General features: G+C 64.3%; 23 protein-coding genes and 1 riboswitch. Of the genes, 14 read left to right on the forward strand and 9 right to left on the reverse strand.

The window, feature by feature from the left end; translation table 11 throughout:
- Positions 1-57 precede the first annotated feature (57 nt).
- Both ACWA1U_RS09685 and hutU read left to right on the forward strand, forming a co-directional pair.
- Entirely contained in the window at positions 58-741 is a 684-nt protein-coding gene (locus ACWA1U_RS09685; protein ID WP_463721996.1) for an IclR family transcriptional regulator, read from the forward strand.
- Positions 738-2,429 (forward strand): urocanate hydratase, encoded by a 1,692-nt coding sequence (gene hutU / locus ACWA1U_RS09690; RefSeq protein WP_463721997.1) that lies wholly within the window; start codon positions 738-740, stop codon positions 2,427-2,429. The genes ACWA1U_RS09685 and hutU overlap by 4 nt, the downstream gene beginning before the upstream one ends.
- Before the next feature lie 13 nt (positions 2,430-2,442).
- Here hutU and ACWA1U_RS09695 read toward each other — a convergent pair whose 3' ends face one another.
- Complete coding sequence (locus ACWA1U_RS09695; RefSeq protein WP_463721998.1) at positions 2,443-2,820, reverse strand: VOC family protein; 378 nt, start codon at positions 2,818-2,820, stop codon at positions 2,443-2,445.
- A 134-nt stretch (positions 2,821-2,954) separates the two neighbouring features.
- Here ACWA1U_RS09695 and ACWA1U_RS09700 point away from each other — a divergent pair, with 134 nt between their 5' ends.
- Genes ACWA1U_RS09700 through ACWA1U_RS09715 form a run of 4 tightly spaced genes read left to right on the forward strand, consistent with a single transcriptional unit; the run spans position 2,955 to position 8,813 of the window.
- The gene (locus ACWA1U_RS09700) at positions 2,955-4,166 is read left to right on the forward strand and encodes an allantoate amidohydrolase (protein WP_463721999.1); all 1,212 of its coding nucleotides are present in this window, start codon (positions 2,955-2,957) and stop codon (positions 4,164-4,166) included.
- On the forward strand, positions 4,163-5,557 hold the full coding sequence (locus ACWA1U_RS09705) for a formimidoylglutamate deiminase (RefSeq protein ID WP_463722000.1): 1,395 nt from the start codon (positions 4,163-4,165) through the stop codon (positions 5,555-5,557). Before ACWA1U_RS09700 ends, ACWA1U_RS09705 begins: the two co-directional genes overlap by 4 nt.
- 32 nt (positions 5,558-5,589) lie before the next feature.
- On the forward strand, positions 5,590-6,777 hold the full coding sequence (locus ACWA1U_RS09710; RefSeq protein WP_463725000.1) for an amidohydrolase family protein: 1,188 nt from the start codon (positions 5,590-5,592) through the stop codon (positions 6,775-6,777).
- 38 nt (positions 6,778-6,815) lie between these two features.
- Complete coding sequence (locus tag ACWA1U_RS09715) at positions 6,816-8,813, forward strand: DUF5107 domain-containing protein (RefSeq protein ID WP_463722001.1); 1,998 nt, start codon at positions 6,816-6,818, stop codon at positions 8,811-8,813.
- An 87-nt stretch (positions 8,814-8,900) separates the two neighbouring features.
- On the opposite strand, the gene ACWA1U_RS09720 is transcribed toward ACWA1U_RS09715, so the two are convergent.
- From ACWA1U_RS09720 to ngcE, 3 genes are all read right to left on the reverse strand, one after another.
- Positions 8,901-9,827, reverse strand: a complete 927-nt coding sequence (locus ACWA1U_RS09720) for a carbohydrate ABC transporter permease (protein ID WP_463722002.1) — start codon at positions 9,825-9,827, stop codon at positions 8,901-8,903.
- Between the two features lie 2 nt (positions 9,828-9,829).
- Entirely contained in the window at positions 9,830-10,714 is an 885-nt protein-coding gene (locus tag ACWA1U_RS09725) for a carbohydrate ABC transporter permease (protein WP_463722003.1), read from the reverse strand.
- Between the two features lie 98 nt (positions 10,715-10,812).
- Positions 10,813-12,228, reverse strand: coding sequence for an N-acetylglucosamine/diacetylchitobiose ABC transporter substrate-binding protein (gene ngcE / locus ACWA1U_RS09730; RefSeq protein WP_463722004.1), 1,416 nt, complete (start codon positions 12,226-12,228; stop codon positions 10,813-10,815).
- Between the two features lie 325 nt (positions 12,229-12,553).
- On the opposite strand from ngcE, the gene ACWA1U_RS09735 reads away from it, so the two are divergent.
- The gene (locus ACWA1U_RS09735) at positions 12,554-13,354 is read left to right on the forward strand and encodes a DeoR/GlpR family DNA-binding transcription regulator (protein WP_463725001.1); all 801 of its coding nucleotides are present in this window, start codon (positions 12,554-12,556) and stop codon (positions 13,352-13,354) included.
- Between the two features lie 68 nt (positions 13,355-13,422).
- Positions 13,423-14,202, forward strand: a complete 780-nt coding sequence (locus tag ACWA1U_RS09740) for a CPBP family intramembrane glutamic endopeptidase (protein ID WP_463722005.1) — start codon at positions 13,423-13,425, stop codon at positions 14,200-14,202.
- 6 nt (positions 14,203-14,208) lie between these two features.
- Here ACWA1U_RS09740 and ACWA1U_RS09745 read toward each other — a convergent pair whose 3' ends face one another.
- Together ACWA1U_RS09745 and ACWA1U_RS09750 are read right to left on the reverse strand one after the other, a co-directional pair.
- Entirely contained in the window at positions 14,209-14,850 is a 642-nt protein-coding gene (locus ACWA1U_RS09745; RefSeq protein WP_463722006.1) for a VOC family protein, read from the reverse strand.
- A gap of 155 nt (positions 14,851-15,005) precedes the next feature.
- Complete coding sequence (locus ACWA1U_RS09750) at positions 15,006-15,380, reverse strand: cupin domain-containing protein (protein WP_463722007.1); 375 nt, start codon at positions 15,378-15,380, stop codon at positions 15,006-15,008.
- A 300-nt stretch (positions 15,381-15,680) separates the two neighbouring features.
- Positions 15,681-15,815: riboswitch (SAM riboswitch) on the forward strand.
- 24 nt (positions 15,816-15,839) lie between these two features.
- Between ACWA1U_RS09750 and metX the strand changes: the two genes are divergently transcribed.
- On the forward strand, positions 15,840-16,988 hold the full coding sequence (gene metX, locus ACWA1U_RS09755) for a homoserine O-acetyltransferase MetX (protein WP_463725002.1): 1,149 nt from the start codon (positions 15,840-15,842) through the stop codon (positions 16,986-16,988).
- A 5-nt stretch (positions 16,989-16,993) separates the two neighbouring features.
- On the opposite strand, the gene ACWA1U_RS09760 is transcribed toward metX, so the two are convergent.
- Positions 16,994-18,193, reverse strand: a complete 1,200-nt coding sequence (locus ACWA1U_RS09760; RefSeq protein WP_463722008.1) for a winged helix DNA-binding domain-containing protein — start codon at positions 18,191-18,193, stop codon at positions 16,994-16,996.
- Between the two features lie 61 nt (positions 18,194-18,254).
- Between ACWA1U_RS09760 and ACWA1U_RS09765 the strand changes: the two genes are divergently transcribed.
- On the forward strand, positions 18,255-18,956 hold the full coding sequence (locus tag ACWA1U_RS09765; RefSeq protein WP_463722009.1) for an alpha/beta hydrolase: 702 nt from the start codon (positions 18,255-18,257) through the stop codon (positions 18,954-18,956).
- Here ACWA1U_RS09765 and ACWA1U_RS09770 read toward each other — a convergent pair.
- Positions 18,931-19,152, reverse strand: a complete 222-nt coding sequence (locus ACWA1U_RS09770; RefSeq protein WP_463722010.1) for an RNA-binding S4 domain-containing protein — start codon at positions 19,150-19,152, stop codon at positions 18,931-18,933. The two genes, ACWA1U_RS09765 and ACWA1U_RS09770, sit on opposite strands and share 26 nt — an antisense overlap.
- 69 nt (positions 19,153-19,221) lie before the next feature.
- Between ACWA1U_RS09770 and ACWA1U_RS09775 the strand changes: the two genes are divergently transcribed.
- The 3 genes from ACWA1U_RS09775 to ACWA1U_RS09785 all read left to right on the forward strand — a co-directional run bounded on the left by ACWA1U_RS09775 (position 19,222) and on the right by ACWA1U_RS09785 (position 22,676).
- Positions 19,222-20,193 carry a DMT family transporter gene (locus ACWA1U_RS09775; protein ID WP_463722011.1) on the forward strand — a complete coding sequence of 324 codons (972 nt, stop codon included), beginning with the start codon at positions 19,222-19,224 and terminating at the stop codon, positions 20,191-20,193.
- Between the two features lie 164 nt (positions 20,194-20,357).
- Complete coding sequence (locus ACWA1U_RS09780; protein ID WP_463722012.1) at positions 20,358-21,758, forward strand: glycine--tRNA ligase; 1,401 nt, start codon at positions 20,358-20,360, stop codon at positions 21,756-21,758.
- On the forward strand, positions 21,759-22,676 hold the full coding sequence (locus tag ACWA1U_RS09785; protein ID WP_463722013.1) for a GNAT family N-acetyltransferase: 918 nt from the start codon (positions 21,759-21,761) through the stop codon (positions 22,674-22,676).
- Between the two features lie 6 nt (positions 22,677-22,682).
- On the opposite strand, the gene ACWA1U_RS09790 is transcribed toward ACWA1U_RS09785, so the two are convergent.
- The gene (locus ACWA1U_RS09790; RefSeq protein ID WP_463722014.1) at positions 22,683-23,438 is read right to left on the reverse strand and encodes an alpha/beta hydrolase; all 756 of its coding nucleotides are present in this window, start codon (positions 23,436-23,438) and stop codon (positions 22,683-22,685) included.
- Between the two features lie 147 nt (positions 23,439-23,585).
- Here ACWA1U_RS09790 and ACWA1U_RS09795 point away from each other — a divergent pair, with 147 nt between their 5' ends.
- Positions 23,586-24,998, forward strand: a complete 1,413-nt coding sequence (locus tag ACWA1U_RS09795) for a YibE/F family protein (RefSeq protein WP_463722015.1) — start codon at positions 23,586-23,588, stop codon at positions 24,996-24,998.
- Positions 24,999-25,005: the final 7 nt, after the last annotated feature.

Below are 25,005 nucleotides of genomic sequence, written 5' to 3' on the forward strand. Positions count from 1 at the left end.
GAAATGAGCGTTTCAATAAGTGAAATACAAATTTGTTCCCAACGCAAGGAGGAACCGGTGGCGGATACATCAACCCGAACAGTGGAACGCGCGCTGCTGCTCCTCGGAGCGGTGTGCGACCGCGGATCGGTGACACTCGCTGACGCCGCACGCGACGCTGGCCTGTCCGCCTCCACCGCACTGCGCCTGTTGCGCACGCTGGAAGGAACGGGCTTCGTCCGCCGGGACGACGACGGCTACCGGCCCGGGATGCGGGTCGTCCAGCTGGGTGCCCAGGCACTCTCGCACGAGTCACTCGTATCCCTCGCCGAAAGCGCGCTTGAGAGCCTCGTGGAGATCACCGGCGAGTCCGCCTACCTGAATGTTCCTTCCCATGATGGCCATGGCATTTACCTGGCTGTCCGCGAGGGCACCCACTCCGTGCGGCACACCAGCTGGGTCGGCAGGAGCATTCCGCTCACCGGCACGGCTGCGGGGACGGTGCTCGAGGGAGAGACGCCAGGCGAGGGGTTCGTCGTCGTCGGTAAGGGTATTGAACCGGATGTTACGGCGATAGCCGCACCGGTGCTCTCTGGCGGCCGGGTGGTCGCAGCGCTGAGCGTCGTGGTCCCGTCCTATCGGATCACCGAGGAGGGCGCGCAGCGCATCGGGCAGCTGGTCGCGGCAGAAGCCGCAGGAATTCTTTCAACGCCAATCTCAGAATCACTCACAGAACAGCAGCACACAGGAGCACAGCCATGACGGGTTTCACGCAACATGATGCCTCACGCAGTATCCGCGCACCGCGCGGCACGGAGTTGACCGCGAAAAGCTGGCAGACGGAAGCGCCGCTACGCATGCTCATGAACAACCTCGACCCCGAGGTCGCTGAGCGTCCCGAGGACCTGGTTGTCTACGGCGGCACCGGGCGGGCCGCCCGCAGCTGGGAGGCCTACGATGCCATCGTCGCTTCGCTGAAGGACCTGGAGGACGATGAGACCCTCCTCGTCCAGTCCGGCAAGCCTGTCGGGATCTTCCGCACCAACCCGTGGGCTCCGCGCGTATTGCTTGCAAACTCCAACCTCGTGGGGGACTGGGCAACGTGGCCGGAATTCCGCCGTCTTGAGGCCGAGGGCCTGACCATGTACGGGCAGATGACCGCTGGCTCGTGGATTTACATCGGAACCCAGGGCATCCTGCAGGGCACCTACGAGACCTTCGCCGCCGTCGCGCGCGCCATGTTCGGCTCTCCGAATGCCACCCTCGCGGGCACGTTCACCCTCACGGCAGGCTGCGGTGGGATGGGCGGCGCCCAGCCCCTCGCAGTCACCCTGAACGGTGGCGCGGTGCTGATTGTCGACGTCGACAGGTCACGGCTGGAGCGACGCGCAGCGAAGCGTTACCTCGATGTCGTCGCTGATGACCTTGAGGATGGGTTGGCGCAGGTGCTCACCGCGAAGGAAGAGCGCAGGCCCCTCTCCGTGGGCGTGGTGGGCAACGCCGCGGACATCCTCCCCGCGCTGCTGGAACGCCACCGGAAGGGAGAGTTCACCGTTGACATCGTCACCGACCAGACGTCCGCCCATGATCCGCTGAGCTACCTGCCCGAGGGCGTCAACCTGGACGAATGGGACTCAGAAGCCTCCGGCGACCCGTATGGCTTCACCAAGAAGTCGCAAACGTCCATGGCGCGTCACGTTGAAGCAATGGTCGGGTTCCAGGACGCCGGCGCCACCGTGTTCGACTACGGCAATTCCATCCGGGACGAGGCACGCAAGGGCGGCTACGAGCGGGCATTCGATTTCCCCGGGTTCGTTCCCGCCTACATCCGCCCGCTCTTCTGTGAGGGGCTCGGCCCGTTCCGCTGGGTGGCGTTATCGGGAGACCCGGCAGACATCGCCGTCACCGATGCCGCCCTGAAGGAACTGTTCCCCGAAAACGAGCACCTGCACCGCTGGCTCGATGCTGCGCGCGACCTCGTGGATTTCGAGGGGCTGCCTGCCCGGATCTGCTGGCTGGGCTACGGCGACCGCGCCAAGGCGGGCCTGCTCTTCAACCGGCTGGTCGCCGAGGGCAAGGTCTCCGCACCGATCGTCATCGGCCGGGATCACCTCGACTCCGGTTCCGTCGCCTCGCCCTACCGGGAAACGGAGTCGATGGCGGACGGCTCCGACGCCATCGCCGACTGGCCCCTCTTGAACGCCCTGCTGAACACCGCCTCCGGAGCCACCTGGGTGTCGATTCACCACGGCGGCGGCGTCGGGATCGGCCGTTCGATCCACGCTGGGCAGGTCTCGGTGGCTGATGGCACAGCGCTAGCAGCCGAGAAGCTGCAGCGGTTGCTGACCAACGATCCGGGTACCGGCGTCATCCGCCATGTCGACGCCGGTTACGAGCGTGCCGGGGAGGTGGCCCGTGAGCGGGGCGTCCGAATTCCGATGCAGCCGTAGCGACCGGATCGAGTCAGGCGTTCTGCCAGAGCCCTACGACGTTGCCCTCCGGGTCGCGGAAGTAGGCTGCGAAGCCCATCTCGCCCACCGGAGCCTTCTCGCCCACGGCCGAGCCGCCAAGCTGCTCGATCTTGCTGATTGCCGCATCAATGTCTTCGACGTCGATGGTGATCATCGGGCCGCCAAGCGGGCCGCCCTCGCGTTTGAACATCCCACCGTTGATATACCCGGCTTCGGTGGGACCCTGCTCTCCGGCCGGCCCCGACGCGACGCTCGTGTAATCCAGCTCCGGCATGGGCGTAATCTCCCATCCGAACACCTCCCGGTAAAAACTCCCGGCCCGCTCTCCGTCGTCGAAGGGGATCTCGAAATGCACTACGCGTCCGCTCATAACGCCTCCTCAGGCAGTAAAGGTCTCTTGCGAAAAGGAACAGCTGTGATGGAGAGTCTAGGCCGGGGAAACATTGACGAACAGGGGTTTCACGGCAATGCCCGGGGAACTTTTCCCAACGGAAGGGTAGCGAAATGACGACGGTGACCTCTCTGTTGGAATCCATCCAGGACGTGGGCCGCGACAGCTTCCGCGGCGGCTACTCGCGTCCGGTCTTCTCCACCGCCGAGCTTGATCTGCGCGCGTGGTTCACGGAGGAGGCACGACGGCGGGAGCTCGCCGTCGAGACGGACCGCAACGGCATTCTGTGGGCCTGGTGGGAGCCGGCCGACGGCACAGGCAGGCGGGGCGCGCTGGTCACCGGGAGCCACCTTGACTCCGTTCCGGGTGGTGGAGCGTTTGACGGCCCGCTCGGCGTCGCTTCCGCCCTTGCCGCCGTCGACCTCCTGCGGGACCGCAACGTGCAGCTCAACCGTGCGCTCGCCGTCGCTGTCTTCCCAGAAGAGGAAGGATCCCGCTTCGGTGTGGCGTGCCTCGGCTCGCGGTTGCTCACCGGCGCCATTGATCCGGACGCCGCCCGCAACCTCAGGGACCCGCAGGGCACCACGTTCGCTGAGGCAGCCCGTGCCAATGGACTGGACCCGGAGCACCTGGGGCCGGATGAGGAAACACTAGCCTGCATCGGCGACTTCGTGGAACTCCATGTCGAGCAGGGCCGCGGGCTGATCGACCTCGGTGCGCCGGTGGCCGTCGGGACGTCAATCCTCGGCCACGGACGTTGGCGGTTGACCATCAACGGGCAGGGCAACCACGCCGGGACCACGTTGATGGAGGACCGGGCAGACCCGATGGTCGCCGCGGCGCAGGCCATTCTCGCCATCCGCAAGTCGGCGGCCGCCACGCCGGACGCACGGGCCACGGTGGGCCGCATCCAGCCCGTCCCGGGCGGGACCAATGTGATCGCCTCCCGCGTTGAACTGTGGATCGACGTCCGCCACCCCGATGACGCCACCACTGCTGCACTCATCGAGAGCATTCACGGCCAGGCGCAGAAGGCAGCCGCTTTCGAGGGCTGCACCGCGTCCCTGACACAGGAGTCGGTGAGCGGTACCGTCTCGTTCGACGCCGAGCTGCAGCGCCAGCTCCACCTCGCGGTCCCAGGGGCGCCCGGCCTCCCAACCGGCGCCGGCCACGACGCCGGTGTCCTCGCTGCCCGCGTCCCCGCGGCGATGCTGTACGTGCGGAATCCGACAGGGATCAGCCATTCACCCGAAGAGTTCGTGGAGTCCGAGGACGCCGATGCCGGTGCTGCCGTACTGGCCGATGTGCTCGAGCGCCTGCTGTGAGGTCGCTCTGGTGTGAGCAGGCGTGGGTTGAGGGCAGCTTCATGAAGCAGGTGCGGGTGGAGTCCGACGACGACGGCCTTGTCACCTCCATGGTCCCCGACACCAAGGCGCAGCCCGGAGATCCACAGCTGCACGGCGTCGTGTTTCCGGCAGCGTCCAACGCCCACTCACATGCCTTCCACCGGGCGCTCCGCGGCCGGACCCACCATCAGTCGGGCTCCTTCTGGACGTGGCGGCAGGCAATGTATCAGGCCGCGGGAACCCTGACGCCGGCGCTGTACGAACAGCTCGCCACCGCCGTGTACGCCGAGATGGTGGTGACCGGATGGACGAGCGTTGCCGAGTTCCACTACGTGCACCACCGGCCGGACGGCGCGCCCTATTCCTCCTCGGGGAAGCGCGCGAACGATGACGACGCCCCTCACTCGATGGAACGGGCGCTCGCCAGGGCTGCAGTGAGGGCCGGGATCCGCCTGACCCTGCTGGATACGTGCTACCTCTCAGCGGGCTTCGGAGCACCGGTGGCACCCGAACAGGCCCGCTTCAGCGACGGCGACGCAACGCAGTGGCTTCACCGGCTCGAGGCTTTGCGCGAAGTCTTCGCTGAGGAGTTCGACCCGGCCACGGTTTCCGTCGGTGCGGCCCTCCACTCGGTCCGGGCAATCGATGAAAGCGCGCTCGCCGACATCAGCAGGAAGCTCCCGACGGATATTCCGCTGCATATCCACTTATCCGAACAACCCGCGGAGAACCGGGACTGCCTGGATGCTACCGGTCTCACTCCCACCGCCCTGCTCGCCAGGCACGGCCTGCTGTCGGAGCGCCTCACCGCTGTCCACGCAACCCACTTGACCGATGAGGACATCCGGTTGTTGGGGGAGGCCGGTGCCACCATCGCCATGTGTCCCACGACGGAGGCAGACCTCGCCGATGGAATCGGTCCGGCACGTGCGCTGCAGGACGCCGGTGCGGTGCTGGCGCTGGGCACGGACCAGCACGCCGTCGTGGACCCCTGGTTGGAGATGCGCGCCCTTGAGTACGGCGAGCGGCTGGCCAGCGGGACGCGCGGGCGTTTCTCACCGGAGGAGTTGCTCGGTGTCGCGACGGCCGGAGGTGCGCGCAGCCAGGGCCGGCCTGCTCCGGGCCTCGCTGTAGGCCAGCCATGCGACCTGATGGCGCTGGACCCGGCGACGTCGCGCACCGCGGGTTCGCGGCCGGGCCAGCTCCCACTGACGGCCACCGCACAGGACGTTACCGCCGTCGTCGTTCGTGGTGAGGTGCTGGCCCGCGGCGGGCAGCACTCCAGGCTCGGCGACCCGGCAGTACTGCTCACGGCCGCTATCGAGGCGCTCGACAGTGCCGTGCAACCAGGCCCCGGGAGTAGCCAGTGAACTCGACCCTCCTCACCAATATCGGTGAATTGATGACCCAGGATGGCGAGCACAGGGTGCTGAAGGACGCCGCCGTCGTGTTCGAGGGTGAGCGTATCGCCTGGATTGGGCCGGCTGCTGGCGCTCCCTACGCCGATGAACGGTTCGACGCCGGAGGCCGCGCCTGCCTGCCCGGCTGGGTGGACAGCCACACCCACCTGGTCTTCGCGGGTGATCGGACGGCCGAGTTCGAAGCGCGCATGGCCGGCCAGTCCTATGCAGCAGGTGGAATCTCGGTCACGGTGGAAGCGACCCGGCAGGCCACGGACGAGGACCTGGCCAGCGCCCTATCCCTCCGCGCGCGGGATGCGGCGCATGGCGGGACAACCTACCTCGAGACGAAAACGGGCTACGGACTGAACGTGGATGAGGAAGCCCGGAGCGCGCGCATTGCGGCCGCCGTGGCCGACGAGGTGACCTTCCTCGGAGCCCACCTGGTGCCGGAAGGAATGTCGGCGGACGAATACGTCCGTCTTGTCACCGGGCCCATGCTCCAGGCCGTGCGGCCCTATGTCCGCTGGGCCGATGTGTTCTGCGAGACCGGCGCGTTCACTCCCGAGCAGAGCGGGGAAGTGCTTCGGGCGTCAGCGGCTGCCGGGCTCGGCCTGCGGGTGCACGGCAACCAGCTCGGCCCAGGCGGCGGGGTGCGGATTGCAGTGGAGCTGGGGGCCGCCAGTGTTGACCACGTCAACCACCTTGACCAGCAGGACGTTGACGCTCTCGCTGGGTCCTGGTCCGGCTGGGACTCCGGCACCGGTGCCCGCGGCACTGATGCCCGAGGAACTGTGGCGACCTGCCTCCCTGCCTGCGACCTCTCCACCCGGCAACCGCTGGCGCCAGCCCGCCGGCTGCTGGATGCCGGCGTCGAAATCGCGCTTGCCTCGAACTGCAACCCCGGCACCTCCTACACAACGTCAATGGCCTTCTGCGTGGCAACGGCGGTCCTGCAGATGGGGCTCACGGTGCACGAGGCGGTGCGGGCCGCCACCTTTGGGGGCGCACTGGCGCTCCACAGGGAGCAGGGAACCGAGGACGACGGCGCCCGCGCGGTCGGTTCCATCGCCGTCGGACACAGGGCGGACCTGCACCTCCTCGATGCGCCGTCCGCCACCCACCTGGCGTACCGTCCTGGCATGCCGCTTACCCATGCGGTGTGGCGTGCCGGGTCCCGGATCGTCTAGAAGTATGTTCTGATCTGTTCACTGAATAATGTTGCTGTATGAGCGTTCACTGGAGCACCGCTTCCTTCCCGACTGCCGTAATCGGCCCAGAGAACCCACTGCCGCCGCTGGCCTTCACAGCTGATCTCCATGATTCGCAGGCGATGGACGGCCTCGACGAGGAGATGCAGCGGAACATCATTTACGGCAAGGCCCGCTCGGTCCTGCCGTACCGCATGCAGGACAACTACGGCCGCACCCTCGAATCCGTTGAACACCGGATTGCGGTCGTGGAGAACGAGCGGCTCCGCGCCACATTCCTGCCGGAGTTGGGTGGACGGCTATGGTCCCTGACCGACCTCGCTACCGGCCGTGAACTCCTGTACCGCAACAAGGCGATCCAGCCCGGCAACCTCGCCCTGCGCGACGCCTGGTTCGCTGGGGGAGCGGAGTGGAACATCGGAACCACCGGGCACACCCCGCTGACCTCCTCGCCCCTGCATACGGCGAAGGTGGTGCTCGACGACGGCACCGAGGTGCTGCGTATGTACGAATACGAGCGCTCGCGTGAGCTCATCTACCAGGTCGATGCGTGGCTTCCCTCCGGTTCCGCAGCCCTGCTGGTCTCCGTCCGCGTCACCAACCCGAACCAGCATGAGGTGCCCCTGTACTGGTGGTCCAACATCGCCGTTCCGGAGGACGAAGGGACCCGTGTGATCGCCGATGCGGACTTCGCATGGCAGTTCGATTACGGCAACGGGCTGCGCGGGACCGGCTTTCCCACCACCGGCAGCGTGGACCGCAGTTATTCGACCCGCTCAGATGCTGCCGCGGACTACTTCTTTGACCTCCGTGCTGCAGCGCATCCCTGGATTACGGCTCTCGACACCAGCGGGTCAGGCTTGCTGCACTCGTCCACGAGGGAACTGCAGGGTCGGAAGCTTTTTCTCTGGGGGCGCAGCCAGGGAGGCAGGCACTGGCAGGAGTGGCTCTCGCCTTTAGGCGGTAAGTACCTCGAAATCCAGGCGGGGCTGGCGAGGACGCAACTGGAGCACCTGCCGCTGGCGGCTCACTCATCGCGGTCCTGGACGGAGACTTACGGCTTGCTCGAGGTGGATCCGGAAGCGGCCCACGGGGATTGGGACACTGTCCGGGCAGCGGTCAATGACGCTGTCCAGAGGGTGGTTCCGTCCGAGTGGCTTTCGGACCGGAGCAGCGAGGCAGCGGCCTTCGCCGACCGCGAGCCGGCTGAACTCCTGCAGACCGCCTCTGGCTGGGGTGCATTGGAACGACGACGGAGGCGCGCGGCCGGTGGGGCGCCGTTCGGCTCTGCAGGGACCCCGTTCCCGGACTCCAGCCTCGGCGCGGAGCAGCAGCCCTGGATCGAGCTCCTCGACAGCGGGACAATGAGCGGCAGCGTGACGGTAGCGCCGCCGTCGTACCTGGTGTCCCCGGTCTGGCTTGCCCTGCTCCAGGGCGTGACCGGATGGCTCGCGGACCTGCACCGTGGCGTGGCACTGGCGTACTCCGGTGATTCTGCGGGTGCTATTAAAGCCTGGCGCGCCTCCTACGAGGCTGAACCGAATGCCTGGGCCCTGCGCAACCACGCAGTGGTCATTGCCCACTCTGATCCACAGGAGAGCATTTCACTCTACGACCGTGCCGTGACCCTCGCTCCGGATCATCAGACCCTGCTTCTTGAGCGCCTCGCGTGTGTGGCGTCGTCGTCGTCGGCGCTTGTTGTTCTCCAGGCAGTTGACGCGCTGCCCCGCGAGGTGCGCACCACTCCGCGTGCGCGGTTGGTTGAAGCCGCTGCGGCCTTGAAAGCACACGACGTCGTCCGGGCTGGGGCCGTGCTCGACGAGGGTCTGGTGCTCCCTCAGCTTCGGGAAGGTGAGATCGAGCTTGCCGAGCTCTGGTTCGGGTACACGGCCCTCCGCATGGCTAACGAAGAAGGCGTCCAGCCGGAGGAAGGCCATCGGCTCGCTGCGAGGCGCGAACCGCTGCCCTGGATCTACGACTTCGGGATGCTGCCTGTGGATCACCGAGCGGGCTAGTTCCTGCGCCCTGGAATCGAAAAGGGAGGGTGCGGCTGCCTGTCGGCGGCCACACCCTCCCTTTTCGGTTGTCGGTTCGAAGCGAGGTTACTTCAAGGTGCCTGCGGATACGGATCCCTGCAGCTGGCGCTGGAAGAGTACGTACACAACGAGCACCGGAGCGACCGTGATGACTACGGCAGCGAAGAGTGCGCCGAAGTCAACTGCGTAACCGGCCTGCGAGGCGAAGCGGGCCAGGCCCTGTGAGAGCACATAGTTGCGCTCATTGGTGTTCAACGCGACCGGAATGAGGAACTGGTTCCACAGGCCGAGGAAGTTGAAGATGGCCACGGATGCGATTCCCGGCTTCGCCATCGGCAGCATCACCTGGAAGAACGTCCGCCATTCACCCGCACCGTCAATCGAGGCGGCTTCCGCAATCTCGTGGGGAAGCGTCTTGAAGAAGGAAAAGAGAAAGAACACCGTGAACGGGAGCGCGAACGCCACATAGGTAATGGTGAGTCCGGGCAGCGTGTTCAGGAGGCCCATGTTCTGCAGGATGAAGAACAGCGGAACGATGGCCAGGAAGATCGGGAAGGTCAGGCCGGCGAGCATCAGGTAGTAGACCGCCCGGCTCCCGAAGAACTTGAAGCGGGCCAATACGTAGGCGCACATGGCTCCGAGGACCATCACGATGATCAGCGCTGAACCTACCACCAGGACGGTGTTGATGAAGTAGCGGCCAATCCCAGCGGTTGTCCAGGCATTCACATAGTTGACGAAGTTCGCTTCCGCGGGCAGCGAAAACGGCGAGGAGAAAATCTCGCTGGTGGTCTTGAACGACGTCATCAACGTCCAGAGCAGCGGCAGGACGACGATTGCTGTCCACAGGATCAGCAGGGCGTGCGCTACCGTGCCGAACGTTTTGTCCCCGGAGGAATCCTTGGACTTTGCCACGGTTTGGTCCTCAGGCGGAATGGGAGGGCTCTTGCGGTCCCGTTTGCTGGTGTTTTCGGGAAGTGTCTTGGTGGTCATGATCAGGCGTCCTTTCCGCCGAGCAGCCTGTTGGCAAGGAACACCAGGGCTGAGAAGACCAGCGTCACGATCGCCAGGATCACGCCCATTGCACTTGCGTACCCGAACTGGCCGTCGTTGAAAGCCGTGGTGAGCAGTTGCTGGGACATGACGAGAGTGGAGTTGTTCGGCCCACCGATGGGGTTGAGAACCGACATATAGACAAACGCATCAAGGGCCAGGATGCCCATGTAGATGTAAGCGGTCTGCACGTTATCGCGAATCAGGGGAATGGTAATCGAGATGAAGGTTCGAAAGCGTCCGGCCCCGTCGATCCGCGCAGCCTCGAAGGTTTCAGCGGGGATGCCCTTGATCGCGGCAACAAAGAGCACCATGTAGAAGCCCACGAAGCCCCAGACGATCACGAACATGGATGCTGGCATCGCCGAGGATTCATTACCCAGCCACGGGAAATTCCTGAATTGTTCGAGGCCGATCCCCGTCAGTATGCCGTTGAGTAGGCCATTGGACGGAGCAAAGATCTGATTCCACATGATGCCGATGACTACCGCCGGGACCACGTACGGGAAGAAGGAGACAATCCGGTAGAAAGACGAATTCTTCAAGCCCTTGATCTGACCGCGGCTACTGCCGCCCACGGTGACCATGGTGGCGAGGATGAGGGCCAGGATGATCGTGACGATCGGAAGAACGACTACCAAAAGGATGTTGTTACCGACGGACTTCAGGAAGATGTCGTCGTTAAGGAGCTTCGTGTAGTTGGCGAAACCGGTGAACTCCATGTCCGGTGTGAACCCGGACCAATTTGTCATCGAGTAATAGAAGGCCTGGGCGAAAGGCGAGATGACAAACAGCAGGTAGATGGCCAGCGGAATGCCAAGGAACACGGCAAAGAAGCTGACCCGATCAAACGTAAGTTTTTTGCGCCGCCGACTGGCGGTGGCCCGAGGGCCACCGCCAGCTGGTGGTTTTGTGTCGAGAACGGTCACTTCACTTCGACCTTCTCAACGGAATCATCTTCACGGATACGATCAGTGATTTCCTGGAGCCCGGAGGTCAGGGCAGCAGCGTCGGATTCGCCGCTCAGGAACGTGTTCCACACAACCAACTGATCCGGGTTCATGCCGTACAGCGTGTTGAAGTTCCAGTGGAAGATGTCCGAACCTGCGTCCGCCAGCAGAGTGGTCTGCGACACCAGTGCTGTGGAACCGAAACCGTCTGCCGGAACGGTGTCCTTGACGATGGTCGGAGCCAGCTTGGTCTTGGCGAAGTTCGTTGCAGCTTCCTTGGAGAGCATGACGCGCAGGGTCTCCATACCGCCGGCAACGTTCTTGCCCTGGGACGGGACAACGAATGGCTCGCCCGATGCGCTGTGGAGAGCGGTGTATGGCAGCGCTGCATCGGCGGAGACGGAGGGCACTGGAGCGCCGGTCATCTCGAAGCCCTCTGCGGTCTGGTCCTTCATCTCGTTCTCGATCCAGGACCCTGATGGGTAGAGCAGTGCCGTCTGGTCATTGGTCCACTGCGCCTGCGCCGCGGTGAAGACGGTGCCTGCACCGCCCGGCTGGATGTAGCCAGCCTTGACGATCTCGTCCAGGGCAGAGAAGACGGACTGGATCGCTGGGTGCGACCAGCACTCCGGCTCAAGGTTCTCCAGTGCGAGGCGGACTTCATCTCCGCCTTCCTTGATGGCGCTGGCAATAGCCATTTCCATGTAGTACGTCGAAGCTTCCTTGCCGAAGGTGAACAGGTACTTGTCCTGCTCCTTCGCCGCGGCGCCGAGAGCCATCGCCTCTTCCCAGGTCTGCGGAGGGGTCCAGCCATTTTCTTCGAACAGCGATGCGGAGTACCACAGCGCATAGACGGTGAGGACGTAGTTGATGGCCTTCAGCTCGCCGTCGAACAAACCGGGCTCAAGGACGCCGTCATAGAGCGTGTCGCGGATGACGTCACCCTCGAGGTTCTTCGCATCAATGACCGGGTTGAGGTCCTCGAGCTGCGCAAGGATGGTGTTGAGGCCAATCTGCTGGGCTCCGGAGTTGTCAATGAGGTCCGGTGGGTTGCCACCGACGAAGCGGGGCTGGAGTTCCTGGGCGATTGCCGTGGAGGCTGCTACCTCGACCGTTACGCCGGACTGTGCTTCCTCGACGAGGCTCGCGGCGAACTCGACGTAATCGATGCCGTAGCCGCCGTTGAAGATGACTGTGTCGACGGTCGAGTCTGCTGCTACACCGAACGGGTTGGCGTCAGAAACTTCTCCCGCAGGGGCTTCTCCGCCACTGGTGTTGCCTCCGCCTGCGGCGCAGGATGCCAGGGCGCCTCCGAGCGGAATGAGGGCCGCTGTCGCAAGCGCGCCCTTCAGAAAGTTACGCCGCTCGAGCGGCTTGTGCTGGAAGTTCATCGTCGTGCCTCCGTTTTTGGGAACTGCATCTTGATTAGATTTTGCTGCAAAGTACTGATTGAACGGCGAGCAAAGTGATCATTTAGATTCATCGCTTGCAGAAGATAATTGCGTGATCTACGCCTCACGTCAAGTCTTACGCGTGTGACGTTACCGGACAGTTATGGCACTTCGTCGGATTTCGATGATCCAGGGGAGTGAGCAGTCAGGTGTATACCGAACGACGTTACGTGATCTATGCTGACCGGGTACACGCACTTCCGCTCACTCAGGTCTTGAGGACTGAATCGCGGGTAAGGGAGCCCACATGAACTCGGAAGCAGGTCTGAAGCGCGGAGACCGGCTCAACGCGATCCTCGAACTGCTTGCGCAGTCCAAGCATCTTGAGGTCGACGATATCGTCGCGCGCCTTAACGTCTCGCCGGCCACCGCCAGACGGGACCTCGACAGTCTGGCCGAACAGCGCCTGCTGAGCCGCACGAGGGGCGGCGCCACCATCGAAGCCGGTGCCTACACCCTGTCTGCCGGCCAGAACCGAGATGCAGCGTCAGCCCACAAACGCGCGATCGCCCACGCAGCCAGCGCCCTGATTCCACGCGGCGCGGTCGTGGGGCTCTGCGGAGGTACCACCAGTACGGCACTGGCGCAGGTGCTCAGCACTCGCCGCGACCTGATGGAGCAGTCGAGGAAACCGACCCTCACGGTCGTCACGAACGCAATCAACATTGCCGCCCAGCTTGCTGTGCGGCCAAACTTCAAGATCATGGTCACAGGCGGGATAGTCAACTCCCGCTCATACGAGCTCGTTGGCCCCTACACCGATGCCATCTTGCAGCGGGTTGCTCTCGACTTCGCTTTCGTGGGCGTGAACGGGCTGGACCCGAAGTTCGGCCCTACAGTCGCCGACGAGGGTGAGGCAGCCGTCAACGCCATGATCGCCCGGCGCGCGACGGCAGCCTACATTGTTGCTGACTCGTCGAAGATCGGGGTTCGGGCATTCGCGACAATGAACGGTTACGCCTTCACGAACCTGATCACGGATGACGGCATCACCGAGTACCAGCTGACGGCATTCAAGGAGGGTGGCACGCGGGTGGTCGTAGCTCCGCCTGTCGACACCGACTAGCCACTCATCGACGCTGTCCAGAGACGGGCGCTTTGGCTGCCGGCAGCCGCGTACGGCACCATGAACCTATGCAGACCGACAAAGCCAGCCAGCCGTCGGCTGCTGTTGGAAGCTTCAGGGTCAAGGCCGAAGTCCTGATTGTGCTGGGGCTGTCACTTGGGCAGTCGGCGGTGTACGCCGTCGTCCAGCTGCTCGACAAAATGTCCCGCGGACCCCTGGGTGCCCAGACCACCACGATGAACCCCACACTGAATGACCGGCAGTACTTCGATCTGGCCTATCAGTTGCTGGGTATCTTCTTCGCGCTGATTCCGGTGGTACTGGTGTTGTTCCTGCTCACCGTTCCAGGCAGATCGGCGTTCCGCAGGATCGGTTTCACGTTCACCCGACCGTTGGTGGACTTCGGACTGGGCTTCGGGCTGGCAGCGTTGATTGGAGCGGGGACGCTGGGCGTTTACGCGGCCGGCCGGGCGTTCGGCCTGACCACCGCCATTGTTCCCTCGGCTCTCGACACCTACTGGTGGACGGTACCGGTGCTGATTCTCTCAGCGGTGCGTCACGCTGTGGTCGAAGAGGTGATAGTGGTGGGGTACCTGTTTGTTCGCTTGAAGGAACTTCGCTGGTCTACTCCGGCGATCATCATCACCTCAGCGTTGCTGCGCGGAAGCTATCACCTGTATCAGGGGATAGGCCCGTTCATCGGCAACGTGGTCATGGGACTCATTTTCGGGTACGCCTACACACGCACCAGGCGAGTAATGCCACTGGTGGTGGCTCACGCCCTTCTGGACATTGCGGGCTTCGTTGGCTTTGCGCTGTTTGGTCCGGCTATTGGACTGGGAAGCTGACCGGCTTCAGATCCGGACGAATCCATCGCTGGTTTCGAACGTCACCGACATAATGCCTGGCGTGCCGTTTGGTGCAATCCACTCCACGTCTACGTTGTCGAGCGGGTAGGCGGCCGGCGTGCCAAGCCATTCGGTGACGCGGTCTGCGGAACCTGCGATTGTCAGGGCGCTCAGCCGCACGGATGCTTCGCGGGCCTGTGAGGGGTGGATAGCTTCGGTGCCGTCATCCCAGCGGATCATGTAAGGAACCTGGGGATCTGCGATCAGGCCCTTGATGCCGATCTGCTGCCAGGTGAGTTCCTGTCCGTCCGGAAACTTGCGGTTCCCGGGGACAGCCCCGCGTCCGAGCCGCTCTTCAAAGGGTGAAAGATCATCAACCGCAACGCACCAGCCCATCCAGCCGCCGCCAGCTTCCGACCGTGCGCGGACTGCCTGCCCGAAGGGGGCCTTGTCCGATGCCGGGTGGTTGAGTACCTCAACCACCTCTAGGTACTGGCCGTTGACGAGAGGGATGATCACGTTCCGCGTACCGAACCGCGGATGAACCCCGCCCCTGACATAGTCAACGCCAAGGGCTGTGGAGATCCGCTCTGCGGTGGCAGTCAGACCGTCGGGTTCGCAGGCATATGACACATGATCCAGACGCATGGCCCCATCTTGGCACTTTGTGATGGACGCCTCGACTTAGGGTTACCTAAGTCACAGGTAGGATCGTGAGTGTTCCGACGGTGCAGGAGCCCAGATGGTTGTTCTGGGACCGCCGATTTCCGGACTCCTGCAGTGGAGGATTAAGACTCGTTCACCTAGTCGGACTTGGCGTACGTTGCCGCACTCATGATTTCGTACCCCACAAACGTCTCGTCATTTTCAACCCAAGCATCGTGGCCCGGAGGAATGGCGTAGGCGTCACCGGCATTGATTGTGTTGCGGGTCCCGTCTTCCAACTGGACCGTAAGTGTTCCCGCGATGCAGAAGCCCAGATGGTTGTTCTGGCAGCTGTCGGTGTGGACCACGGTCTTGACCGTCTCGGACCAGCGCCAACCGGGCTCGAAGGTGAACCTGCCGAGCGTGGTGCCACCAATATTGACGACATCGACTTCTGTCTTTGGGGGACGGCGTTTTTCATCCGGGTCATCAAAAGATTTTGATTCAAGGGTTGTGACAGTTACTGCAGGCATTTTCAGTTCTCCTCAACAAGGAGTGGTTTAACTGTTCCTCCGGAAGCGCGATTGGTGCTCCGGGAATGCAAGTCTGGCAGGGCATCGCGACGACGTGCCGTAATGGGCTGAACCGAACCTGCGATCGAGATTCTCAGGTTGCTCTCAATCTGAGGCACTGTCAATAGGTGCAGACGGTGATTTTGGCCGCCGCCACAGGAAGCATCGCGAAAGCACCAGCACCCAAGGAACCCCCAAGGTCATTTCACCGCGAGTCACAATAGTTGCCCTTTTCCGCCCCTGTCGGGTCTTCTAGTAACAGGTCACGAGTGACAGTGTGGCGGGCTCTTGCCCGCCATCAGCCCCGGCTTGCTGTCCGGCAACCCTCCTTCCGCGGTGGGGTGCCCCGGGTGACGACCAGGCCCTGCGCGCGGTGTGCAGGCGCAAGCGCGATCCACAAAGGCGGCAGGTTTGACAGGCATCACCACAACGGAACCGCACCCTGAGGCGGAGCCTGTGGACAGCGTCGTACACCAGCTGTCCATCGGCCCACTGACGCTGGAGACCGGCGGACATCTGCCCGACGTCGTCCTCGCGTACGAGACCTGGGGGACGCTCAACGCGGAGGCTTCCAACGCGGTACTGGTACAGCACGCACTCACGGGGAGTACGCACGTGGCTCGGGGAACCTCCGAGGAGGACGGCTGGTGGGACGGATTCGTCGGTCCCGGCCGCACCATCGACACTGATCGGTTCTTCGTCGTCTCCATCAACATGCTCGGCGGCTGCTATGGCTCAACCGGGCCTGCTTCGCTCGACCCGGAGGGAAACCCGTGGGGATCCCGCTTTCCGTTCATTACCATTCGGGACTCGGTGCGGGCAGAGGCATTGTTGGCGGACCGGCTCGGTGTGGCGACATGGCATTCGGTGATCGGCGGGTCGATGGGCGGGGCGCGTGCACTCGAGTGGGCGGTGATGTATCCGGAGCAGGTGGCGCGTTGTGCGGTCATAGCGTGTGCTGCTGCGAGTTCGGCTGAACAGATTGCTTTTGCCCAGGCGCAGGTGCAGGCCATCCGTCTTGATCCCCGGTACAACGGTGGGGACTATTACGGCAGCGCCAGCCCGGAGGACGGGCTCGGTATTGCACGGCGCATAGCCCACATCACCTATCGCTCCGAAGCCGAGTTTGCGCACAGGTTCGGCCGTGCAGCGCAGGGGGCCGAGGCGCCGTTCGGGTCCCACCTCTCCGCAGATCGGGGCAGGTACCAGGTGGAAAGCTACCTGGACCACCAGGCTGACAAGCTGGTCGGCCGGTTTGATGCGAACAGCTACGTCACGCTCACCGAGGCACTGATGAGCCACGACGTCGCCCGGGACCGTGGGAGCCTGACCAGCGCTCTGTCGGCATCCAGCGCGCGGTTCTTCATCGCTGCGGTGGACTCGGACAGGTTGTACTGGCCCTCACAGTCGCATGACCTGGCGGCCGCTCTTCCGGGCGATGTGCCGGTGCACACGATCACGTCACCGATCGGCCACGACGCCTTCCTCACGGAGATCGCGCAGCTTGAGCCGGCGCTTCGTGCAGCGTTTTACGACGACGACGACGACGACGACGACGACGCCGCCTAGCTTTCCTAGAGGCGTTGCAGGCGCAGGTCGACGGGCCGTTCCAGGAAAGCGGAATACCTGTGGACTGCGCTTTCGAGCGCTGCGGCCTCGTCAGGATCGAATTGCCTATGCATTGTTACCTGCACCATTACGTGCCGTCCGGCCTTGCGCGCACTGAGCGTGTGTTTCCAGCCGCCCGCCACTTGACCGTTGAGCAGGACAACATGCCCGGCCAGATGCGCCGGATTGGTCCCGAGTGGAGCCGTGCCGAAGAAGCGGGTGGGGGTATAGCCCATCACGAACTCGTCGTAGCACTGGATCAGGTCCACCCGGGGGAGCCCAGGGGCCGCTGCAACCGGCTGCTGCGCCGAACAGACGAAAGTGGTGCCACCGATTTCCTCTGTGGCGAACTGGTCTCCGGCCTCTTTCAAACCAACGCGCACGTCCGTCAGGGTCAGTCCCGACCAGAGGGCGCAATCCTTCACGGTTGCGGGAGATCGGGAACTGAAATAGCGGATCACCAGCTCGCGCAACGCTGCGGTTCTGTCGAACGTGCCGCCGTCGTGCCCTGTGGTTGGTCCGCCCGGTGGGATCGAGCCGGCTCGCGAACCGAACGCCGCGTAGGTGTGTTTTATTGTCCCGTTCGGGTTTGTCCCGTTCGCGGCGAAGACGGGGATTCCACTGATGAGGACCCTGTCGAGTTCGGCAGTCATCAGGAAGGACGCCAGGGCGGGGCCGGTGGATGGAAGTCCGGAAGCATCCAGCGCTGCAGCCAGTTCGTCGCGGGTGCGGTGGGCTCCGTCCGACACCGCTGCCTCGAGTACCGCCGTTCCCTCCGCCATGGTGCGTGCGTCATGTCCGAGCCGTTTTAGGAGAGGCTGCATGGACCTCCTGACTCGTGATTCGGTAAGGCGGAGCAGCCAGTCTGCATCCGATCTATGCACAAAGTGCCAGGTTGGCCTCAGGACATGGGTCCGCAGGAGTGACCCGGCCGAGTATTCCTGATCGACGGATGTGGCCGTCGTACCGTTGCAGCGCTGCGCGAGTGACCAGCGTGCATAGGCGAACTCCTGGGCCTGCACAGCGCCCATTGATCGCAGGAGGGCCGGTGCTGATTCCGCTGGAGGACCCCAAAGATGCTGCTGGAGCAAACGTCGGGTGCCGACGTCGTGCGGTGCTGGAGCGTTTGCGGGTCCGGCTGCCGCGGTTTCTCGGGGCGGGTTCATGGACCAACGCTCCCACATGGGGGCGGCCGGGCCGCACCTTTGGCCGTGCCAGAATGTCTTAATGACCCAAACCGCTGGACCCGGCCCATCGTCAGCACCGCAATCCACCTGGGAGCCGGTGGTGATCTGGTCCAAACCGGAGAACGAGCGGCCGGATACCCCGTTGCTGGTCCTGTTGCACGGTCACCTCGCCAACGAGGATGACCTGATGGGCATTCTCGAGTTCCTCCCGGAGGAGTTCACTGTGGCGTCGGTCCGCGCACCTATTGCGATGGGCTCCGGATTCACCTGGTTCCCGTTCACTCCCGACGCGCGGGGGCTGACGGGTGAGGTCATCGCAGCCGTGGACAACATCACCGGCTGGGTGGATTCGGTCAGGACCAACCACTCCAGCGTGAGCCTGTTGGGCTTCTCGATGGGCATGGCCATCGCCAGTTCAATGCTCCGCATCCGGCCCTTGGACTACTGTGCCGTCGTCGGCCTATCAGGATTCGCAATCGATTCTGAAGGCAGCGACTATTTCCGGGACGACGAGGTCAAGGCGAACCCCGTTCCCTTCTTCTGGGGGAGGGACCAGGAGGATCCAGTCATAACAGCCGACCGGATTGAGTTCACCCACGGCTGGTTGAACGGCCATGCGAAGCTCACGAAAGTGCTTTACGCCGGGATGTTCCACAGCATCAACGTGCAGGAACTCGGACATGTCCGGGAGTTCCTCCAGATGAGTGTTCCAGGACTCAGGCGGACACCACTGAAACGGTGACCCCATTGACGGTCACCGAGTCGCCAGGGTGCAACTGGCGCCCCCGCCGGTCCTCGATATCACCGTTGACCTTCACCAGCCCGGTCTCGATCAGCTCTTTGGCTTCGGCTCCGTCCTCCGCAAGGTTGGCAAGCTTGACCAGTTGGCCCAGCCTGATCATCCCGTCACGGATCGGCACTTCGTTTTCATTGCTCATGGCACCATCATGCCTTGTCAAATGACCACACGGTCCTCAGCGCGGGCGTTGGACTCTTAGGATTGACGGGTGTCTGCGCCCCCTCGCCTCCCTATTTCAATCGGCCTTCCGCTCGCCATCCTCGCGGGAGTGGCCATTCCGTTGCAGGGACGGATCAACGGTGCGTTAGGGCAACGGCTCGACGACGGACTGGCTGCGGCCCTCATCAGTTTCAGCACGGGGCTCGCGCTGATGATCCTCATCTCCCTTCTCCTGCCGCGCGGCAGGGCGGGCCTGGGCCAGCTGCTTCCGGCCGTACGTGAGAAGCGCTTCCCGCGGATCTACCTTGCGGCGGGCATGATCGGTGCGCTCTTCGTCTTCTCGCAGTCCCTGACCATCGGGCTGCTGGGAGTGGCCATGTTCACGGTCGCAACGGTCATGGGCCAGACCCTCAGCGGGCTGGCCGTAGACCGCGCGGGCATTGGCCCCGGCGGGCGCCGAGCCATCACCCCGATGCGTGTCATCGGTGTCGTCCTCACGGTCGCGGCGGTCGCCTGGGCCGTGTCGCCCCGCCTTGCAGGGGAAGGCACGACGGCGGCACTCATCCTTCCGCTGCTCCTTCCGATCGCCGCGGGTGTCCTGATGAGCTACCAGCAGGCGATGAATGGGACCTCGGCCGTTCACTACGGAACTCCCATCACCGCAACACTGATGAACTTCATTTCAGGATCAGCGCTCCTACTGATCGCCTGGCTGATCAAGGTTGCCATCGCGGGCTTCGGGGGACCGCTCCCGGATCAGTGGTGGTACTACCTGGGTGGACCGATGGGCTGCGTGTTCATCGGGCTAAGCGCCCTGCTGGTGCGTTCGCTGGGGGTCCTCCTGACCGGGCTCGGCATGATCGCCGGACAACTGATCGGTTCACTCGCGCTGGACCTGATTTTCCCAACGCCCGGTACGGTCGTCGCCTTCGCGACGATTGCGGGTCCCATCCTCACACTGGGAGCGATCGCGCTCACCACGCTGCCCTGGAGCCGGCGGAACCTGGCACCGTTCCGCTGACACACATCGTGTCGGCACCTCCCGTCGTGCGCTCTTCGGTGGGCCAGGCTTGGGTAGGCTAGGGTGGTACCTTCGCCCGTCCGGCCAGGGCGCTTTCCCTTCTGGGAGCACCTCCGGCGGCACCTACGACGACCGCACCCAGCGGCCTGTCCTGACAGTTGAGGATGGCATCCACCGTGGCCAAGCAGGTTTCCGCCCTGGACCCGATCATTTCCCTCGCCAAGCGGCGCGGCTTCGTCTTCCAGGCAGGTGAAATCTACGGCGGTTCCCGGTCCGCCTGGGATTACGGTCCACTCGGAGCCGAGCTGAAGGAAAACATCAAGCGCCAGTGGTGGCAGTCCATGGTGCGTGGCCGCGATGACGTCGTCGGCCTTGATTCCTCGGTCATCCTGCCCCGTCAGGTGTGGGAAGCATCCGGTCACGTAGACGTTTTTTCCGATCCGCTGGTCGAGTGCCTTTCCTGCCACAAGCGTTTCCGTGCGGACCACCTTGAGGAAGAGTACGAGGAGAAGAAGGGCCGCCCGGCAGAGAACGGCCTCGCGGACATCGCCTGCGCCAACTGCGGCACCCGCGGCCAGTGGACCGAACCACAGGAATTCTCCGGCCTGCTCAAGACCTTCCTGGGGCCTGTCGCCAATGAAGAGGGCATGCACTACCTGCGGCCTGAAACGGCACAGGGGATCTTCGTGAACTTCAACAACGTGCTCACCACCTCCCGGAAGAAGCCGCCGTTCGGCATCGGCCAGGTCGGAAAGAGCTTCCGCAACGAGATCACGCCCGGCAACTTCATCTTCCGTACGCGCGAGTTCGAGCAGATGGAGATGGAGTTCTTCGTCGAGCCCGGAACTGACGACCACTGGCACGAGTACTGGATCAAGGAACGGTTCGACTGGTACACCGGCCTCGGCATCAACCCCGACAACCTGCGCCTCTTCGTCCATCCGCAGGAGAAGCTGAGCCACTACTCCAAGGGCACCACCGACATCGAGTACCGGTTCGGGTTCCAGGGCACTGAGTGGGGCGAGCTGGAGGGCATCGCGAACCGCACGGACTTTGACCTGTCCACGCACTCCAAGCACTCCGGCACCGATCTCAGCTACTTCAACCAGGCCACCAATGAGCGCTACACCCCCTACGTCATCGAGCCTGCCGCCGGCCTGACCCGCTCCTTCATGGCGTTCCTGGTGGACTCCTACAAAGAGGATGAGGCACCGAACGCAAAGGGTGGCGTGGACAAGCGCACCGTCCTGCAGCTGGATCCGCGCCTTGCCCCGGTGAAGGCCGCCGTCCTGCCGTTGAGCCGCAACGAGGACCTCTCGCCCAAGGCCAAGGACCTCGGCGCCCAGCTGCGCAGGAACTGGAACATCGACTTCGACGACGCCGGTGCCATCGGCCGCCGCTACCGCCGCCAGGACGAAATCGGCACACCGTTCTGCATCACCGTGGACTTCGAGACCCTCGAGGACCAGGCCGTCACCATCCGTGAACGCGACACCATGGCGCAGGAACGGGTCTCCCTGGACAAGGTTGAGGGATACCTCGCGCAGCGGCTGGTGGGCGCCTAAGTGGCAATCCAGTACCGCCCGTGGCGCGAGGGTGATGACCTTGAGCTGCTGCAGGTGTGGGGCGGCCCGGACAACCAGCACGCCGAGCAGTCCCGCTCCCTGTTCCGGCCGTCCACGGATCTTCCCTGGCTTCGCTGCATTGTCGCTGAAGACTCCGTTGACGGCGCCGCGGTGCTGGTTGCGGCGGGGTACGTTTTCGAAGCTCGGCTGCACAACCAGCGGTTGTGGGCTTACGTAGAGGTCGGCGCAGACCACCGACGGGCCGGGATTGGGAGCACCATCCTCGGCATGCTGCAGCATGAAGCCCGGGAGTCGCCGTCGGGCGTGTCAGCGCTTCGGAACAAGGTCGTTCCCGGTTCAGCGGGTGCGGCGTTTGCCGAGGCCGCGGACTTAACCGAGATCCAACGTTCCCGGATCATCGAAGTTGCCCCGGGCGCGCTGCCGGTGCAGAACCTCGCCGACGACGACGGCCCGCAGCTTGAGGAGGCCGCCACCGGTTCGGTGGAACTTACCTCGTCCGTCGCCGAGTGGTACAACGCAGTCCACGAATGGGATCCTGCGAACATGACGCTCGGCCAGGCGCAGCAGTACCTGCTTGCCGACATCGCCGGGGCGGGAGGCGCCGTCGTGCTTCGCGACCAGCCGAAGGCAGCCGGCGGGAACATCGCAGCTTTCGCGCTGAGCTATACGCAAAGCCGCACCGACGCACCGGCCGATGTGCTGGTCGGGTATGACACCACGTTGCCCGAGCGCGAACAGCAGGCCGCTGTGGCAACACTGCTCGCGATGCTCGTCTACCAGTACCCGGTCCAGGTTGAGGTTGACGATGCGATGACCGCCCTCGTCAACGTCATCGAGCCTCTCCTGGCACAGGGATCGGCGAAGGTCCTGGCGGAAACCCGGATAGTCAGTACCTGAGACTGCCTACAGAGTGATACCCAGCGGAGCGGGCTGGCTGCGAAGGTCCCTGGCAAGCCCGAGGTACCTTTCGCTGACCAGGGCGCCGGTGTCCTGTGCAAATGAGTCGAGCAGGTAAGAGACGCTGAGCTCATGCCACGTCCGGACCTTCCGGAACATGAAGTGTCCGGCTCCGGCGAGCGTAACGTAACGAACGTCGTCGGCGATGGGTTGAGCCCGCTGGGCAAACCGCAGCGACTGCTTCGGTGATGTCCACCGGTCAGCGTCGCCGTGCATGATGAGCAGGCGCTTACCGGCCACCTGTTCGAGCGGCGTCGTACTGTCCAGCCAGGGAGCGAGGGCGACGACGGCGCTCACCTGTGCGTCGTCCGCGACGCAAAGCGCCGTGAGGCCTCCCATCGAATGGCCAAGCACGTAGATGGGAACCTCCGGACGCCGGTCGCGGATCTGTTCCAGCGCCCAGCGGGCGTCATGCAGGGGAGTCATCCCGGCACCGTTCCACCCACGGACCCTGTTGCGCAGGCTCAAGGTTTCGAGGCCGGCCGGTGAGCCCCAGGACTCCAGCAGGCGGGCGAACGGGATCATGCGCGCCGGGCTGGGGTGGTGGGAGCGCACGGGCTCGAAGCTGTTCGCCTGGCCGCCATGCAGCACGAGCGCCACGCCCCGGGCGTCCCCCTTCGCTGGCCGGATCATCAGCTCGGGTGCATGGGGAAAGGCGCCCGACGGGTGGTCACCGGCTTCGCTGAACCGTTCCCTTGCCACGCAGCCTCCCTCTACTCAATCGACACCTCCGGGCCACCGCAGCCTCCCGGAGCCGCCGAGACTACCTGCGTAGAATCCTGAAGGGGATCACGCACCGCGCCGATTGAGTCCATCCTGCCAGCACCATACCGACAGCAAGGAACTGAAGTGGGCCACAGCCATATCCATTCGTCGGATCCCTCCGGCGCCACGCTGGATTCGGCGCAGCGGGCGGCCCTGCTGGGGACCAGGCGGCGTGCCAACCTGCTGCTGGCGTCGATTCTCCTCCCGCTCGGTATCATCACCGTGATCGGCATGATCCTCCTCTGGCCTTCCCCGGACCGGTCGGACGTTTCAGTGTCCAGCCCCTACGCGACAGCACCGGGAACCTCCATGGACACCGGGACGGTTCAGCGGGTCACGGTCGAAGACTGCCCGTCATCGCAGCCCACGGTCGACGCCGGAGGCGAGGCCCAACAGTGCCAGGTCGCCTACGTGCAACCAGATGCCGGAGGCGCAGCTATACCCGTCGAGCTCAACCCGGAGATCGCGAGATCCGGCCAGGTCAACCCCGGCGATTCCATCCGCTACCTCAACCTCGAGGGCGTCATCAGCGGCGCCAGCGCGCCCTATATCTTCGTCGACTTCGTCCGCACCCTGCCGATGTCCGCGCTCGCGGTGCTGTACGCCGTCGTCGTCGTTGCTGTGGCGCGGTGGCGCGGGCTGCGGGCCATCGTCGGCTTGGTCGGTGCCTTGGCTGTGCTGGCCCAGTTCATGCTGCCCGGGCTGGTCGAGGGCAAGCCGCCGCTGCTGGTTGGCCTGGTGGGCTCGGTGGTGATCATGATCGGGGTGCTGTACTTCGCGCACGGGTTCTCCGCCAGGACATCGACTGCGCTGCTGGGCACAATCTTCGGCCTGGGGATCACCGCGCTGCTCGCCGCCTGGTCCACTGACACCGCCAACCTCACGGGAGTGGGCAGCGAAAGTTCGAGTGCCCTCATCAACGCAGCCCCGGAGATTTCCCTGTCCGGAATCATCCTGTGCGGACTGATCATCTCGGGCCTCGGGGTCCTGAACGACGTCACGATCACCCAGTCCTCCGCGGTCTGGGAACTTCACGAACTGGCGCCGCACACGTCGGCCCGCCGGCTCTTCACCGGCGCCATGCGCATTGGCCGCGACCATATCGCCTCCACCGTCTACACCATCGCGTTCGCCTACGCGGGCGCGGCCCTGCCGCTGCTGATCCTGGTCTCGCTGCAGGACAACTCGCTCATCAACACCCTCACCACCGGTGAGCTCGCCGAAGAAGTGGTGCGCACGCTCGTGGGGTCGATCGGCCTCGTCCTCGCGATTCCGGTCACCACGCTGATTGCCGTGCTGGTGGTCAAGGCGGTTGGCACGCGGGCGGCCCAGCCACCCGAGCCCGATCACGACGACGGTGCGCACCGGGAGCGCGAGGCCGAGGCTACGCCTGCGGTGCTGGCGGCCGAAGCAGCCGAAGCAGCCGAACCTGCCGAACCTGCCGATGCCGGCGCTGCTCCTCTGCCGAGCCGCCGGGCGTTGCGCGGTTCCCGCTGAACACCGC

The sequence above is a fragment of the Arthrobacter sp. TRD_SC_6 genome (assembly GCF_055361185.1).

What these genes read in the sequence shown, in the direction of transcription:
- hutU (WP_463721997.1), top strand. Translation starts at nt 738, where the DNA reads ATGACGGGTTTCACGCAACATGATGCCTCACGCAGTATCCGCGCACCG.
- ACWA1U_RS09695 (WP_463721998.1), bottom strand. Translation starts at nt 2,820, where the DNA reads ATGAGCGGACGCGTAGTGCATTTCGAGATCCCCTTCGACGACGGAGAG.
- ACWA1U_RS09700 (WP_463721999.1), top strand. Translation starts at nt 2,955, where the DNA reads ATGACGACGGTGACCTCTCTGTTGGAATCCATCCAGGACGTGGGCCGC.
- ACWA1U_RS09710 (WP_463725000.1), top strand. Translation starts at nt 5,590, where the DNA reads ATGACCCAGGATGGCGAGCACAGGGTGCTGAAGGACGCCGCCGTCGTG.
- ACWA1U_RS09715 (WP_463722001.1), top strand. Translation starts at nt 6,816, where the DNA reads ATGAGCGTTCACTGGAGCACCGCTTCCTTCCCGACTGCCGTAATCGGC.
- ACWA1U_RS09720 (WP_463722002.1), bottom strand. Translation starts at nt 9,827, where the DNA reads ATGACCACCAAGACACTTCCCGAAAACACCAGCAAACGGGACCGCAAG.
- ngcE (WP_463722004.1), bottom strand. Translation starts at nt 12,228, where the DNA reads ATGAACTTCCAGCACAAGCCGCTCGAGCGGCGTAACTTTCTGAAGGGC.
- ACWA1U_RS09740 (WP_463722005.1), top strand. Translation starts at nt 13,423, where the DNA reads ATGCAGACCGACAAAGCCAGCCAGCCGTCGGCTGCTGTTGGAAGCTTC.
- ACWA1U_RS09745 (WP_463722006.1), bottom strand. Translation starts at nt 14,850, where the DNA reads ATGCGTCTGGATCATGTGTCATATGCCTGCGAACCCGACGGTCTGACT.
- ACWA1U_RS09750 (WP_463722007.1), bottom strand. Translation starts at nt 15,380, where the DNA reads ATGCCTGCAGTAACTGTCACAACCCTTGAATCAAAATCTTTTGATGAC.
- ACWA1U_RS09760 (WP_463722008.1), bottom strand. Translation starts at nt 18,193, where the DNA reads ATGAACCCGCCCCGAGAAACCGCGGCAGCCGGACCCGCAAACGCTCCA.
- ACWA1U_RS09765 (WP_463722009.1), top strand. Translation starts at nt 18,255, where the DNA reads ATGACCCAAACCGCTGGACCCGGCCCATCGTCAGCACCGCAATCCACC.
- ACWA1U_RS09770 (WP_463722010.1), bottom strand. Translation starts at nt 19,152, where the DNA reads ATGAGCAATGAAAACGAAGTGCCGATCCGTGACGGGATGATCAGGCTG.
- ACWA1U_RS09780 (WP_463722012.1), top strand. Translation starts at nt 20,358, where the DNA reads ATGGCATCCACCGTGGCCAAGCAGGTTTCCGCCCTGGACCCGATCATT.